Annotated in this window: 14 protein-coding genes and 2 tRNA genes; 5 read left to right on the top strand and 11 right to left on the bottom strand. The window is 69.2% G+C overall.

All coding sequences use genetic code 11. The annotated features are described in order from the left end of the window. Positions 1-358 precede the first annotated feature (358 nt). Positions 359-2,926 carry a valine--tRNA ligase gene (gene valS / locus M3667_RS07450; protein WP_251506917.1) on the top strand — a complete coding sequence of 856 codons (2,568 nt, stop codon included), beginning with the start codon at positions 359-361 and terminating at the stop codon, positions 2,924-2,926. After that, positions 2,926-3,174 (top strand): hypothetical protein, encoded by a 249-nt coding sequence (locus M3667_RS07445; protein WP_251506915.1) that lies wholly within the window; start codon positions 2,926-2,928, stop codon positions 3,172-3,174. Before valS ends, M3667_RS07445 begins: the two co-directional genes overlap by 1 nt. Positions 3,175-3,415: 241 nt before the next feature. Here M3667_RS07445 and M3667_RS07440 read toward each other — a convergent pair whose 3' ends face one another. Together M3667_RS07440 and M3667_RS07435 are read right to left on the bottom strand one after the other, a co-directional pair. Then, positions 3,416-3,628 (bottom strand): hypothetical protein, encoded by a 213-nt coding sequence (locus M3667_RS07440; RefSeq protein WP_251506913.1) that lies wholly within the window; start codon positions 3,626-3,628, stop codon positions 3,416-3,418. Continuing rightward, positions 3,625-4,221 carry a helix-turn-helix domain-containing protein gene (locus M3667_RS07435; protein WP_251506911.1) on the bottom strand — a complete coding sequence of 199 codons (597 nt, stop codon included), beginning with the start codon at positions 4,219-4,221 and terminating at the stop codon, positions 3,625-3,627. The genes M3667_RS07440 and M3667_RS07435 overlap by 4 nt, the downstream gene beginning before the upstream one ends. An 80-nt stretch (positions 4,222-4,301) precedes the next feature. Between M3667_RS07435 and M3667_RS07430 the strand changes: the two genes are divergently transcribed. Next, positions 4,302-6,353: a M3 family metallopeptidase gene (locus tag M3667_RS07430; RefSeq protein WP_251506908.1), complete on the top strand. Its 2,052-nt coding sequence runs from the start codon at positions 4,302-4,304 to the stop codon at positions 6,351-6,353. 51 nt (positions 6,354-6,404) lie between these two features. On the opposite strand, the gene M3667_RS07425 is transcribed toward M3667_RS07430, so the two are convergent. The 7 genes from M3667_RS07425 to M3667_RS07395 form a co-directional block, all read right to left on the bottom strand. After that, entirely contained in the window at positions 6,405-6,914 is a 510-nt protein-coding gene (locus M3667_RS07425) for a GNAT family N-acetyltransferase (protein ID WP_251506906.1), read from the bottom strand. Positions 6,915-7,212: 298 nt separating this feature from the next. Further along, entirely contained in the window at positions 7,213-8,481 is a 1,269-nt protein-coding gene (clpX, locus tag M3667_RS07420) for an ATP-dependent Clp protease ATP-binding subunit ClpX (protein ID WP_251506904.1), read from the bottom strand. Between the two features lie 533 nt (positions 8,482-9,014). Then, positions 9,015-9,677, bottom strand: a complete 663-nt coding sequence (locus M3667_RS07415; RefSeq protein ID WP_056231073.1) for an ATP-dependent Clp protease proteolytic subunit — start codon at positions 9,675-9,677, stop codon at positions 9,015-9,017. Positions 9,678-9,700: 23 nt separating this feature from the next. Next, positions 9,701-10,288, bottom strand: a complete 588-nt coding sequence (locus M3667_RS07410) for an ATP-dependent Clp protease proteolytic subunit (RefSeq protein WP_174799692.1) — start codon at positions 10,286-10,288, stop codon at positions 9,701-9,703. Between the two features lie 77 nt (positions 10,289-10,365). After that, complete coding sequence (locus tag M3667_RS07405; protein WP_251506903.1) at positions 10,366-10,854, bottom strand: tetratricopeptide repeat protein; 489 nt, start codon at positions 10,852-10,854, stop codon at positions 10,366-10,368. 205 nt (positions 10,855-11,059) lie between these two features. Then, on the bottom strand, positions 11,060-12,571 hold the full coding sequence (gene tig, locus M3667_RS07400; RefSeq protein ID WP_251506901.1) for a trigger factor: 1,512 nt from the start codon (positions 12,569-12,571) through the stop codon (positions 11,060-11,062). Positions 12,572-12,643: 72 nt separating this feature from the next. Beyond that, positions 12,644-12,717, bottom strand: a tRNA-Pro gene (locus M3667_RS07395). A gap of 194 nt (positions 12,718-12,911) precedes the next feature. Between M3667_RS07395 and M3667_RS07390 the strand changes: the two genes are divergently transcribed. After that, positions 12,912-12,985 (top strand) — tRNA-Gly (locus M3667_RS07390). A gap of 7 nt (positions 12,986-12,992) precedes the next feature. On the opposite strand, the gene M3667_RS07385 is transcribed toward M3667_RS07390, so the two are convergent. After that, complete coding sequence (locus M3667_RS07385) at positions 12,993-13,361, bottom strand: hypothetical protein (RefSeq protein ID WP_251506899.1); 369 nt, start codon at positions 13,359-13,361, stop codon at positions 12,993-12,995. Between the two features lie 10 nt (positions 13,362-13,371). Beyond that, on the bottom strand, positions 13,372-13,950 hold the full coding sequence (locus tag M3667_RS07380; protein WP_251506896.1) for a gamma carbonic anhydrase family protein: 579 nt from the start codon (positions 13,948-13,950) through the stop codon (positions 13,372-13,374). Between the two features lie 166 nt (positions 13,951-14,116). Here M3667_RS07380 and M3667_RS07375 point away from each other — a divergent pair, with 166 nt between their 5' ends. Next, positions 14,117-14,713 (top strand): alternate-type signal peptide domain-containing protein, encoded by a 597-nt coding sequence (locus M3667_RS07375; RefSeq protein WP_251506893.1) that lies wholly within the window; start codon positions 14,117-14,119, stop codon positions 14,711-14,713. Positions 14,714-14,721 lie beyond the last annotated feature (8 nt).

Genomic DNA, 14,721 nt, shown 5'->3' with positions numbered 1-14,721 from the left:
ACAAGCTCACACGGCATCCGCCCCTCCCTGCTAAAGATGCGCGAATGACGGAGCCTGCGCCGCCGCCACCCGCGGCCCAACACAACCTCAGTGATCTGCACAAGCTCACACGGCATCCGCCCCTCCGGGCTGAGGATGCGCGAATGACGGAGCCTGCGCCGCCGCCCACCCACGGCCCAACACCACCTCAGCGATCCGCACAAGCTCAGCCGGCATCCGCCCCTCCGGGCTGAATCTGCGCGAATCACTGAGTCTGCGCGCCTCGACGCGCGCTAGCGCGAGACCCCCGGTATCGTGGACGCAGAACCCATCAGGCACGCTCACACAGTGCCGCCCATATCGCTCGAGGAGTACCCCTATGGCCACCATTCCCGACAAGCCCGCCCTGGAAGGCCTCGAGCAGAAATGGGACGCCGCCTGGCGTGAACGCGGCACTTACGTGTTCGACCGCCTGCGTGCTGCCGAGCTCGGCCGCCAGGGCGTGTACTCCGTCGACACCCCGCCGCCGACGGCATCCGGAAGCCTCCACATCGGCCACGTGTTCTCGTTCACGCACACCGACGTGAAGGTGCGCTTCGAGCGCATGCGCGGCAAGACGGTGTTCTACCCCATGGGCTGGGACGACAACGGCCTGCCGACCGAGCGCCGCGTGCAGAACTACTACGGCGTGCGCTGCGACCCCTCGCTCCCCTACGACGCCGACTTCACCCCGCCGTTCGCGGGCGGCGACAACAAGAGCAGCAAGGCCGCCGACCAGGTGCCCATCAGCCGCCGCAACTTCATCGAGCTGTGCGAGCAGCTGACGATCGAAGACGAGAAGCAGTTCGAAGAGCTCTTCCGCGAGCTGGGTCTCAGCGTCGACTGGACGCAGACCTACCGCACGATCTCCGACGACTCGATTCGCACGAGCCAGCTGGCGTTCCTGCGCAACATCGAGCGCGGCGAGGCGTACCAGTCGATGGCGCCGACGCTGTGGGACGTGGACTTCCGCTCCGCGATCGCCCAGGCCGAGCTCGAAGACCGCGACCAGCCCGCCGCGTACCACCGCGTGGGCTTCGCCAAGACCGACGGCTCGGGTGACGTGTTCATCGAGACGACTCGCCCCGAGCTGCTACCGGCCTGCGTCGCACTGGTGGCCAACCCCGACGACGAGCGGTACCAGCCGCTGTTCGGCACGACCGTGCGCACGCCCCTGTTCGACGTCGAGGTGCCGGTGCTCGCGCACCCCCTCGCGCAGAAGGACAAGGGATCGGGCATCGCCATGATCTGCACCTTCGGCGACGTGACCGACATCATCTGGTGGCGCGAGCTCGACCTGCCGAACCGCACCATCATCGGCAAGGACGGCCGCATCGTGGCCGAGGCCCCCGATGTGATCGTGACGGATGCCGCGAAGGCGGCCTACGGCGAGCTCGCGGGCAAGACCGTGTTCAGCGCGAAGAAGCGCATCGTCGAGCTCCTGCAGGAGTCCGGCGCCATGGAGGGGGCTCCCAAGCCGTTCACCCACCCCGTGAAGTTCTTCGAGAAGGGCGACCGCCCGCTCGAGATCGTGTCGACGCGCCAGTGGTACATCCGCAACGGCGCGCGCGACGCCGAGCTGCGCGAGCGCCTCATCTCGCTCGGTCGCGAGATGTCGTGGCATCCCGACTTCATGCGCGTGCGCTTCGAAAACTGGACCAGCGGCCTCACCGGCGACTGGCTCGTGTCGCGTCAGCGGTTCTTCGGCGTGCCGATCCCGGTCTGGTACGGACTCGACGACAGCGGTGAGCGCGACTACTCGCGCGTGCTGACGCCCGACCTCGCGTCGCTGCCGGTCGACCCGACGGTGGACGTGCCCCCGGGCTACACCGAAGACCAGCGGGGCGTTCCCGGCGGGTTCGATGCCGAGCGCGACATCCTCGACACGTGGGCGACCTCGTCGCTCACCCCGCAACTGGCCGGCGGCTGGCAGCGCGACGAAGAGCTGTGGAACCTCGTCGCCCCGTTCGACCTGCGCCCGCAGGGACAGGACATCATCCGCACGTGGCTCTTCTCGACCATGCTGCGCAGCGCCCTCGAAGACGACCGCAGTCCGTGGACGGATGCCGCGATCTCGGGCTTCATCGTCGACCCCGACCGCAAGAAGATGTCGAAGTCGAAGGGCAACGTCGTCACGCCCGCCGACATCCTCAAGCAGCACGGATCCGACGCCGTGCGCTATTGGTCGGCGTCGAGCCGCCTGGGCACCGACGCGGCGTTCGACCCGCAGAACCCGACGCAGGTGAAGATCGGTCGCCGCCTCGCCATCAAGCTGCTCAACGCGGCGAAGTTCGTGCTGTCGTTCCCCGTGCCCGAGGGCGCCGAGGTGACGCACGCGCTCGACGCGTCGATGCTCGCGACCCTCGATGCCGTGGTGCGCGACGCCACCGCCGCCTTCGAGGCGTACGACCACGCGCGGGCGCTCGAGATCACGGAGTCGTTCTTCTGGACGTTCTGCGACGACTACCTCGAGCTCGTGAAGGAGCGCGCGTACGACCAGACCGACGTGGGCCAGGCCTCGGCCGCCCTGGCGCTGCGCACGGCCCTGTCGACGCTGGTCCGTCTGTTCGCGCCTGTGCTGTCGTTCGCGTCCGAAGAGGTGTGGTCGTGGTTCGAAGAGGGCTCGGTGCACACGGCGGCCTGGCCCGAGCCGCTCGGCATCGAGGGCGACCCGGCCGTGCTCACCGCCGTGAGCGCCGCGCTCATCGGCATCCGTCGCGCCAAGACCGAGGCCAAGGCCTCGCAGAAGACGCAGGTGACCTCGCTCACCGTGTCGGGGCCGGAGGTCGAGGCCCTGCGTCTCGCCGAGGGCGACCTGCGCGCCGTGGGCCGCATCGAGACGATCTCGTTCGCCGAGGCCGACACCACCACCGTGACCGACATCGTGTTCGCACCCCAGGAGGCCTGATGCAACTCGGAACCCGCTGGACCGCCCGCGAACAGCCGCCCAAGGCTGTTCCCGAGGTCCTTCACTCCCAGATCGCCGCCGTCGAGGCCGCGCTGAACCCCGACGGGCTCAGCGCGCCCGCTCCGAAGTGGACGCTGACCTTCCTCGAGGGACGCCCCGTGGCCGAGCTCGACACCGGGGTCATCGTGAGCCAAGATGCCACGGGCGAGGTCGTCGTGCGCTACGACGACGACGCCGAGTTCGCTTGAGTTTCATCGCTCGCGATTGTTGAGCCCGTCGACGCTTTCGCGCGTCGGCGGGCTCGCTTCATTGCGGGGCGAGAGGTGGCTGAGCCTGTCGAAGCCACCGGGCGTTCGCGGGTTGCTCGGCACGGTGGCTGAGCCTGTCGAAGCCACCGGGCACACGCGGGTCCCGGGCCCTTCGACAGGCTCAGGGACCTGGGTTGCACGCGCGCTCCGATCCCTCCGACACGCTCAGGGACCTCCGGCGTCACCGCGGCAGCAGGTACCGCACGGCATCCGCCGACATCGCCTGCGACGCGGCGCGACCGGCCCGCCGTGCCGGCTCCGTCTCAACTTCCCACGCGCGACGGCGCATCCGCTCCTCGGCGACACGGGCCATCACCCGCGACAGCGCGAGCAGCGCGGCCTCGAGTCGGGTGGGACGCACCGGCAGGACGATGGTGCGGGTGACGGCGGTCATGCGGAGCCCCTCTCGGTCGGCAGCGGAAAGACGTCGTTGCGGATCGTCACGGGGCGGACGCCCTCGCCCTCCTGGTTGCGGTAGCGCTGGACGGTCTCGTCGATCAGCGCGCCGATGCGCTGCACGAGATCCCGCGACTGCTCGGCGGTCAGGCGCGCGGTCGCGGTCGAGATCACCGACGCGTCGCGCCAATCCTCGTCCTCGTCCCACCCGTGGGTGGCGAAGTGCATGAGCTGCTGGTGGCGCAGCGTCAGCGTCTCGGAGTGCACGGCCTCCATCACGGCGCGTCCCGACGGCGTGTGCTCGAGCTCGGGGTTGGTGAGCGTGACGCTGCCGGCCGGGCGCTCCCACCAGCGTTCGCGGGCGGTTCCCCGATCGGCGACCTCGCGGATGAGGTCGTGACGGGCGAGCGCCCGCAGGTGGTAGCTCGTCGCTCCGGTCGACTCCCCCGTCAGCTCCGCGAGGCTGCTCGCGGTCTGCGGGCCGTACTGGCTGAGGATGTCGTAGAGCCGCACGCGCAGCGGATGCGCCAGGGCGCGGAGCGCTCCGGCATCCAGAACACGCTCTTCGCGGGGCTTCGACTGCTCGACCATGAGTGCAAAGGTACCTTTGCACGTGTTTCTTTGCAACATTTTCTCTGCATCCCATTGAAGACTGCGCCTAGGCTGGATGAATGACGGATGCCGTGAACAATCCCCTCCTCGCGCCGCCCTCGCTCCCCTACGACCTGCCGCCCTACGGCAGCATCGACGTCGAGCACTACCTCCCCGCATTCCGCGCCGGTTTCGCCGCGCAGCGGGCGGAGGTCGACGCGATCACCGCGCAGAGTGACGAGCCCACGTTCGAGAACACCTTCGTCGCGCTGGAGCGCAGCGGGCAGGTGCTCGACCGGGTCGCGCGCACCTTCTACACCGTGGCATCCGCAGACGGCACCCTCGCGATCCAGGCCGTCGAAGAGGAGCTCGCTCCCCTCATGTCGGCGCACCGCGATGCGATCCAGCTCGACGCCGACCTGTTCGCGCGGATCGCCGCCGTGCACGCGCAGCTCGACGACCTCGACCTCGACGCCGAGAGCCGCTACCTCGTCGAGCGGTACCACCGCGAGATGTCGCTGGCCGGCGCCGGTCTCGACGACGCGCAGAAGCAGAAGCTGACGGAGCTGAACCAGCGACTGTCGGTGCTGACGACGACGTTCGAGAAGAACCTGCTCGCCGACACCAACGACCTTGCGGTGGTGTTCGACACCGCGGAAGAACTCGACGGCCTGAGCGAGGGCGAACTCTCGGCCGCGGCGCAGGCGGCCACGAGCCGCGGACTCGACGGTCGCTACGTCGTGAACCTCACGCTGTACACGGGCCACCCCCTGCTCGCCTCGCTCACGAACCGCGAGAGCCGCCGCCGCCTGCTCGAGGCCTCGCGCTCGCGCGCCACCCGCGGCAACGACAACGACAACCGCGCGGTCCTTCGCGAGATCGTGCGCCTGCGCGCCGAGCGCGCCGCGGTGCTCGGCTACCCCTCGCACGCCGCCGCGGTCCTCGCCGATCAGACGGCGGGTTCTCCGGATGCCGCGCGCGACCTGCTGCGCCGACTCGCCACCCCCGCTGCCGCCAACGCCCGCTCCGAGCAGGAGGCGCTGCAGAAGATCGCCGATGCCGACGGCATCCGGATCGAAGCCCACGACTGGGCGTTCTACACCGAGAAGGTCCGCGCTGAGCGGTACGACCTCGACCGCGCCGCGCTGCGTCCGTGGTTCGAGGCCGAGCGCGTGCTGCGCGACGGCGTGTTCTTCGCGGCCGAGAAGCTCTACGGCATCCGCATGACCGAACGTCACGACCTGCAGGGGTACCACCCCGACGTGCGCGTGTTCGAGGTGCACAACGCCGACGGCAGCGAGCTCGGCCTGTTCCTGCTCGACCTGTACACGCGCGACAGCAAGCGCGGCGGCGCGTGGATGAACTCGATCGTGACGCAGTCGGCCCTGCGCGGCACGGCCCCGGTCGTGGTCAACAACCTCAACGTGAACAAGCCCGCGCCCGGAACCCCGACGCTGCTCACGCTGGACGAGGTCACCACCCTCTTCCACGAGTTCGGTCACGCCTTGCACGGCCTCTTCGCCACCGTGACCTACCCGCATTTCGGCGGAACGGCCGTGTACCGCGACTTCGTCGAGTTCCCCAGCCAGGTGAACGAGATGTGGATCCTCTGGCCCGAGGTCCTCACGAACTACGCCCGTCACATCGACACCGACGAGCCCCTGCCCGCCGACGTCGTCGAGCGCCTGCACGCCTCCGAGGCGTTCAACCAGGGCTTCGCAACCAGCGAGTACCTCGCCGCATCGTGGATCGATCAGGCATGGCACGGCCTCTCGGTCGATGAGGCGTCGGCCGACATCGACGTCGCGGCCTTCGAGGCGCGCGCCCTCGCCGACATCGGTCTCGACAACCCGGCCGTTCCGACCCGCTACGCCTCGACGTACTTCGCCCACGTGTTCTCGGGCGGCTACAGCGCCGGGTACTACTCCTACATCTGGAGCGAGGTGCTCGACGCCGACACCGTGGAGTGGTTCCGCGCGAACGGCGGCCTCACACGCGAGAACGGCGACCGCTTCCGCCAGAGGCTCCTGGGGGTCGGTGGTTCCGGCGATCCTCTTGCCGCGTACCGCGATTTCCGGGGTCGGGATGCCGAGATCCAGCCGCTCCTCGAACGCCGCGGTCTCGCCGGCTGAGGTCGGCCGATCGTCGGGCCCGGTCGCGTCGTGCGTCCGGGCCCGACGTCGTCAAACCGCGTACTTGAAGCCGACGTGCGAGTCGACGAAGCCGAGGCGCGTGTAGAACCGGTGGGCGTCCACGCGCGCGGCGTCGGAGGTCAGCTGCACGAGGGTCGCGGCGGTCGCCGCGGCGGCGACGTGCATCACCCACTGCATGACGGCGGTGCCGATGCCCGACGATCGCTCGGTCGACGACACGCGCACGGCCTCGACGAGCAGACGGGTGGCACCGCGCCGGGCCATGCCGGGGATCACGGTGAGCTGCAGGGTGCCGACCAGACGGCCGGCCGCATCGTCGACCACCAGGAGGTCGTTCAGCGGGGCGTCCAACACCCTCCGCAGCGCTGCGGCGTAGGCCCCCTCATCGGAGTCGTCGCCCCGATCACCGCGGGCCGCACTGATCGGGTCGTCCGAGAGCAGCGCCATCAACCCGGGCAGGTCGCCGGGAACAGCGCGGCGCACCCGCACGGCCCCGGTTCGGCTCGAGAGGGTCACGGGGAGGGAGAGATCCGACAGCATCCCTCCATCCTGCCCGCCTCAGAACATCGTGCCGGCCGATGGCCCGGGCACCTGCTGCCCGGTGCCCTGCCGAAATCCGTCAGCGCCAGCCGAGCAAGCGAGCCGCGTGCCGACAACGCCTTCGACCCCCGATCGTCGCCGACGTCGAACCGCTCGGCGCGCAAAGCCTCGACGAGCGTCGCCAGCGCGGCATCCGGACGATCACGCACGATCAACCGGGCCCCGCGGGTCAGACCCCCGACGGTGAGGGGGCTCACCCGCAGCTGCTCGCCGCGCCCGTGGACCACGGGGAACGCGGTCAGGCGCTGCGGCGCTTCTGCGCCAGCACGATCGTCGGCTGCGCCCCGTCTTCGACGGCCGCGCGGGTGATGACGACCTTGGCGATGTCGTCGGCCGAAGGCACGTCGAACATGATCGGGCCAAGCACGTCTTCGAGGATCGCGCGGAGGCCACGGGCGCCGGTCTTGCGCTTGACGGCGAGATCAGCGATCGCGCGCAGGGCATCATCGTCGAACTCGAGCTGAACCCCGTCGAGCTCGAACATGCGCTGGTACTGCTTGATCAGCGCGTTGCGGGGCGTCGTCAGGATCTCCGTGAGCGCGTCCTGGTCGAGGGGCGAGACGGATGCCACGACCGGCAGGCGACCGATGAACTCCGGGATCAGACCGAACTTGTGCAGGTCTTCGGGCAGCGCCTCGCTGAAGAGGTCGGGCGCGTCTTCCTTGCGCTGGAGGGGAGCTCCGAAGCCGACGCCGTGCTTGCCGACGCGGGCCGAGATGATCTCCTCGAGACCCGCGAACGCGCCCGCCACGATGAACAGCACGTTCGTCGTGTCGATCTGGATGAACTCCTGGTGCGGGTGCTTGCGGCCGCCCTGCGGCGGAACCGAGGCGACCGTGCCCTCGAGGATCTTCAGCAGCGCCTGCTGCACGCCCTCGCCCGACACGTCGCGCGTGATCGAGGGGTTCTCGGCCTTGCGGGCGATCTTGTCGACCTCGTCGATGTAGATGATGCCGGTCTCGGCACGCTTGACGTCGAAGTCGGCGGCCTGCAGCAGCTTGAGCAGGATGTTCTCGACGTCTTCACCGACGTAGCCGGCCTCGGTGAGGGCCGTGGCGTCGGCGACGGCGAACGGCACGTTGAGGCGCTTCGCGAGCGTCTGGGCGAGGTAGGTCTTGCCGCAACCGGTGGGCCCGAGCAGCAGGATGTTGCTCTTGGCGATGTCGATCTCTTCGGCGCGCTGCTCCGCGGGCTGAAGGGTGTCGTGCGAGCGCACGCGCTTGTAGTGGTTGTAGACGGCGACGGCCAGAGCACGCTTGGCGGGCTCCTGCCCGACGACGTACTCCTCGAGGAACGAGAAGATCTCGCGCGGCTTCGGCAGGTCGAACTCGGCGACCTCGCCGGCCGACGACTCGGCCATGCGCTCTTCGATGATCTCGTTGCAGAGCTCGACGCACTCGTCGCAGATGTAGACGCCCGGACCGGCGATCAGCTGCTGCACCTGCTTCTGGCTCTTGCCGCAGAAGGAACACTTGAACAGGTCGGCGCTCTCACCGATACGTGCCATCGCGGATCCTCCCGTCACCCGGCCTGCGCCGGTGTGTTACCCGAGCCTAACCCGAGCCCGGGCGAACCGAGGGCATTCGCGCGCGCGGCGGCGTCATGATCGCCGAGGGCGGACTCCCGGCATCCGTTCGCCCGCCGGATCACCACGAACGTCGACCCGCCGCGCTCGTTGCCCCGCCATGGTGGCGCGCGGCGACGCCGAGACTGCATCTCGCTGACATCTCCGCTGCAGCCTGACGCCGGTTCGTCAGCGAGATGCAGTCTCGCGATGTGTGGGGACCGCCGCACGCGCCGCACCGCAAGAGCGCGCACAACGCAGCACTGGCCCCGCGCAGCACTGGCCCCGCCCAGCACTGCCCCGCGCAGCGCTGACGCCGCGCAGCACTGGCCCCGCGCAGCACTGGCCTGCGCGGCACCGAGCCCCGCGCAGCACTGGCCTGCGCGGCACCGAGCCCCGCGCACCGCAAAGCCCGCGCACGACGAAGCCCCGCAGACCGAAACGGGTCTGCGGGGCTTGGTCGTGTCGCGAGTGCGTCAGGCGGTGAGGGCCGCCGGGGTGCGCTTGCGGGTCGTGAGCACCTGGTCGACGATGCCGTACTCCATCGCCTCGGCGGCAGAGAGGATCTTGTCGCGGTCGATGTCCTTGTTGACCTTGGCGACGTCCTGACCGGTGTGGCGCGCCATCGTCTCTTCGAGCCAGGTGCGCATGCGGAGGATCTCCTGCGCCTGGATCTCGATGTCGGACGCCTGTCCGTGACCGGCCTCGCCCATCGCGGGCTGGTGGATCAGGATGCGGGCGTTCGGCAGGGCGAGACGCTTGCCGGGAGCGCCGGCGGCCAGCAGCACGGAGGCAGCCGAGGCCGCCTGGCCGAGCACGACCGTCTGGATCTGCGGTGAGACGTACTGCATCGTGTCGTAGATCGCCGTCATGGCCGTGAACGAGCCACCGGGCGAGTTGATGTACATGATGATGTCGCGGTCGGGGTCCTGTGACTCGAGAACGAGCAGCTGGGCCATGACGTCGTCGGCCGACGCGTCGTCGACCTGCACGCCGAGGAAGATCACGCGGTCTTCGAACAGCTTGTTGTAGGGGTCTTGACGCTTGTAGCCGTAGGCCGTGCGCTCCTCGAACTGAGGAAGGACGTAGCGGCTGGACGGCATGTGAGACGCTGCGCCGCCGAAGGTGGGGATGTTCATGTGGGTGTCCTTTTCCTCTCGCCTCAGACCGCTGCGGTTCCGCCGCCACCGGTGACGTCGGTGGCGTGCTCGCGCATGTGGTCGACGAAGCCGTACTCGAGGGCTTCCTGAGCGGTGAACCAGCGGTCGCGGTCACCGTCGGCGTTGATCTGCTCGACGCTCTTGCCGGTCTGGGCCGCGGTGATCTCGGCCAGACGACGCTTCATGTCGAGGATGAGCTGCGCCTGCGTCTGGATGTCGCTCGAGGTTCCGCCGAAGCCACCGTGCGGCTGGTGCAGCAGCACGCGGGCGTTGGGCGTGATGTAGCGCTTGCCCTTGGTGCCGCTGGTCAGCAGCAGCTGGCCCATCGACGCCGCCATGCCGATGCCGACGGTGACGATGTCGTTCGGCACGAACTGCATCGTGTCGTAGATCGCCATGCCGGCCGTGATCGAGCCACCGGGCGAGTTGATGTAGAGGTAGATGTCCTTCTGCGGGTCTTCTGCGGCAAGCAGCAGGATCTTGGCGCAGATCTCGTTGGCGTTGTCGTCGCGCACCTCGGAACCGAGCCAGATGATGCGGTCCTTGAGCAGTCTGTCGAAGACGCTCGTTGCCATAAGGGGTTCGGGCATGTGTGCTCCTCTTCCGTGATCTGCAATGAATCTACCGGGGGCCTCCGACCCCGGATGCCGTGTTCGCCGCGGGCGGATCAGTGCGGTGTTCCGGCGATTTCTCGCGCGTATCCGGTCACCGACCGGGTATAGCGGGGCAGGTGCGGTGCGAGGGCCTGAAGGGCGACGGATGCCGCCCGCTCGGGCTCGCCGCTCGACACCAGCGCCAGGGCGTAAAAGGCGGCGGCCGCGTCGTGCAGCGGACCGCGGGGTTCGCGCTCGTATTCGGCCTGCAGCATCGCGAGCGACTCCTCGGTCTTACCGAGGTTGCGGATCGTGCTCGCCAGCTGGATCGTGGCGCGCGTGCGGCGCTCGTCGTCGAGGCCGATCTCGAGCGCGCGGCGGTACAGCACCTCGGCCTCGCCCTCGACTCCGGCCGAGTCACGCGCTCCGGCGCGCTCGAACAGCGCGACGGCGTCATCGGCCGGCCGCTCGGCGGCGAGCTCGTCGATGCGTACGATCACGTCTTCGGGGCTGAGCGCGTCATCGGCCCAGACGGCATCCACTCTGTTCTGCCAGTCGTCCATGTGTCGCATCTCTCTTCATCAGGCCTGTCGAGTGTCCACGACGCGCCGCTGACCGTCGGGACGTGCGGCGTGTTTTGGACACTGGGCAGGGGTTGGTGTCCCGGGTGCCGGGCGTCCAGGACACGCCGCGCGATCGACGCGCTGGACGGCATCCGGGAACGAAGAAGGGGGCGGATGCCGTGGCATCCACCCCCTCCGTCATGGCTTACTCGCTGTCAGCGGCGTCGGCCTTCTTCTTCGCCGGGGCGCGCTTCTTGGCGGGAGCCTTCGCGGGGGCTTCCTCAGCGGCGGCCTCGTCGGCGGGAGCCTCGTCGGCAGCTGCCTTCTTCTTCGCGGGGGCGCGCTTCTTGGCGGGAGCCTTCGCGGGGGCCTCCTCGGCCGCATCCTCGTCGGCGGGAGCCTCGTCGGCGGCGTCGTCACCCTCGGCGGGCTCTTCGCCCTCGACGGCCACGAAACCGGTCAGGTCGACGGGCTTGCCGTCGGTGTCGACGACGGTGACCTTGCCGAGCGCGATGGCGAGGGCCTTGTTGCGGGCGACCTCACCGACGAGCGCGGGCAGCTGGTTGCCCTGCTGCAGCGCGTTGACGAAGTCCTGCGGCGCCATGTTGTACTGCGCAGCCGACTGGATGAGGTACTGGGTCAGCTCGTCCTGTGACACCTGCACGTTGGCGTCTTCGGCGATCTTGTCGAGCACCATCTGCGTGCGGAACTGCTTCTCGCTCGCCTCGGTGACCTCGGCGCGGTGCACGTCGTCTTCGAGGCGGTTCTCGCCCTCGAGGTGGGTGTGCACCTCGTCTTCGATGAGCTGCGGCGGCACGGGGATCTCGACGGCCTCGAGGAGGGCGTCGATGAACTTGTCGCGCGCGGCGGAACCCTGCGTGAAGACGGCCTGCTGCGACACCCGCTCGCTGAGCGACTCGCGCAGCTCGGCGATCGTGTCGAACTCCGACGCCATCTGGGCGAAGTCGTCGTCGGCGTCGGGCAGCTCGCGCTCCTTGACGGCGGTGATCTTGACGGCGACCTCGGCCTCTTCGCCCGCGTGCTCGCCACCGACGAGCTTCGAGCGGAAGGTGGTCTCTTCGTCGGCGGTGAGCGACTCGATTGCCTCGTCGATGCCCTCGAGCAGCTCGCCCGAGCCGATCTCGTACGACACGCCCTCGGCGCGGTCGATCTCGTTGCCGTCGATCGTGGCGACCAGGTCGAGCTCGACGAAGTCACCCGTCTTGGCGGGGCGGTCGACCGTCACGAGCGTGCCGAAGCGCGCGCGCAGGCGGTCGAGCTCGGCGTCGATCCCGGCCTCGTCGGCCTCGGCTGCGTCGACGGTCACCGTGATGGTGTCGTAGGCCGGCAGGTCGAACTCGGGACGCACGTCGACCTCGACGTCGACGATCAGGTCGCCGGAAAAGTCCTTGAGCTCGGGGAGCTCGACGATCTCGGCGTTCGGGCGACCGATGACACGGAGGTCATTGGCCTCGACGGCCTCGCGGTAGAACCCGTCGAGCCCCTCGTTGACGGCGTGCTCGATGACGGCGCCGCGGCCCATGCGCTGGTCGATGATCGGCGCGGGGACCTTGCCCTTGCGGAAGCCGGGGATCTGCACGTCGCGCGCGATGTGCTCGTAGGCATGCGCGATGCTCGGCTTGAGCTCGTCGGGCGAGACCGTGATGTGCAGCTTGACCCGGGTGGGGCTGAGCTTCTCGACGGTGCTGTTGACCATGCGGTTCGTTCTCCTCGTGTGGCCCGCGCGCACGCGGGGGCCGGTTGGGCCTGTGGTCTGTGGGGCCGTTCGTCGGGGCGACAGGATTTGAACCTGCGGCCTCCCGCTCCCAAAGCGGGCGCTCTACCAAGCTGAGCTACGCCCCGGGGCGGCGCGCGGCACGCGCCGACGAAACGACCGCTGAAAGTCTAGTCGATAGCCCTGGCTGCGCCCATTTGACCGGCCCCCTTGCGCGACACGACCGACGGATGCCGACTCCCCGGCGTTCGCGAGGGGCCTCAGCGTGTCGTAGAGTAGGTGTCGTCCGACTTCCCGGTTCGTCAGGGAACCGCGGAAATCCGGGGCTGTAGCTTAGTGGTAAAGCCTCTGTCTTCCAAACAGATGATGCGAGTTCGATTCTCGTCAGCCCCTCCACCTCTTCTCAGGCGCCACCGCTTTCGAGCTCGCGCGTGAACGACTCCGGCAGCACGACGTTCTCGCCCGCTCCCGCGAAGAAGCCCGCGACCTGCTCCGGCCGATAACCGGCGATGCCGCAGCCCACCTCCGTCACGAGGAAGCGGAGCTCGTCGTGCTCCGCCGCGAAGGCGACGAAGCGTCGCGCCTGCTGCTCGAAGACGTCGAGCCCCGACATGGTGTCGATCCCGTACGACTGCCCCTGCAGGCCTTCACTCTGACCCCAGATCGCGCCGAAGCGGTCCATCGCGAAGCGCGCCGCTCCCCCGCCGTGCGCGCCCGAGGCGTTCGAGCCGAAGACGAAGACCTCGTTCGGGGCGAGAGAGGTGATGTGCATGCGCGCGAGGTTACGCGCCCGAGGTCTCGCCGTCGCCCGGGGTTGCGGCATCCGGGATCTGCGTCGCGGAACGGTGACGCTCGACGTGCGTGAGATAGGTCTGCGCATTGCGGAGGATCTTGGCGCGCTCGTCGGGAGTGAGCGCACGCCGCACCTTCGCGGGGACGCCGGCGACCAGCGAGCCCTCAGGCACGACGGTGCCCTCGAGCACGACCGCTCCCCCGGCGATGAGGCATCCGGGGCCGATCTCGGCGCCCGACAGCACGACGCTGCCCATGCCGATGAGCGAGCCGTCGCCGATCGTGCACCCGTGCACGACGGCGTTGTGGCCGATCGAGACGTCGGCGCCGATCGTCACCGGGCGGCCGGCGTCCACGTGCACGGACACGTTGTCCTGCAGGTTGCTGCGCTCCCCGATCGTGATGGCGGCGCTGTCGCCGCGGAGCACGGCGTTGTACCAAACGCTCGCGCCTGCGGCGAGGTGCACCTCGCCCACCACACGGGCTCCGGATGCCGCGAACGCGCTCTCATCGATGACCGGGACGGCGCCGGGGAGGGCGAGGACGGAGGCGAGCGGATCGATCGGCATGCGCCGAGGCTAGCCCGCCGACTGCCTACTGAGGGGCTACGCACCGCGGGAGCGGACTACGCAGGCGCGGTGCCGCGGGTACCGCATTGACGCGGATCGGTAGCGGGAGACTCACACCGAACTCTTAGCTTCGGTGGCACAAGCCGCACCCGACACAGGAGTCGTCATGTCGCAGATCACCGAACCCACCCCCGTCGCCGCCGCCGAGCGCCCCGTGCGTCGCCACCGCAAGGCCAAAGCGATCCTCGCCATCGCCGCCGGCACTGCGCTGCTGCTCGGCGGCGGTGGCACGTACGCCTATTGGTCGACCGTGCAGGCGCTCACCGCCACGCCGATCAACTCCGGAAACCTCGACCTCGGTCTCGGAGCGGGCACCTGGTCGCTGAAGGGCGTCCTGGGAGCCGTAACGCCCGTGAGCAACCTCGCCAACGTCCGCATCGTCCCCGGTGACGTGCTGACCCTCACCCAGCCGCTCACCGTGACCCTGACGGGCGACACGCTGGTGGCCGACCTGCAGGCCAAGGTCGGCGCGACCCTGAGCGGCAGCACCCTGGGGCAGAACCTCACCGTCGCGCTGACCATGCCGACGAATTACGGCACCTCGACCGGGAACAACACCTTCCGTCTCACGCAGGCGAACTCCGGCACGACGACCGCGACCGTGACCATCACGTTCAAGCCGGCCACGTCGGGTCAGACGGCGGTCGCCACGAGCGTCAACCTCAACGACATCTCGTTCGCGCTCACGCAGGCCTCCAGCTGAGCGGCGCC

It is taken from the genome of Microbacterium sp. P26 (genome assembly GCF_023712585.1).
Lineage (GTDB): Bacteria > Actinomycetota > Actinomycetes > Actinomycetales > Microbacteriaceae > Microbacterium > Microbacterium algihabitans_A.
Note: the sequence above shows the minus strand (reverse complement) of the source record. Positions and strands in the feature narration are given on the sequence as shown.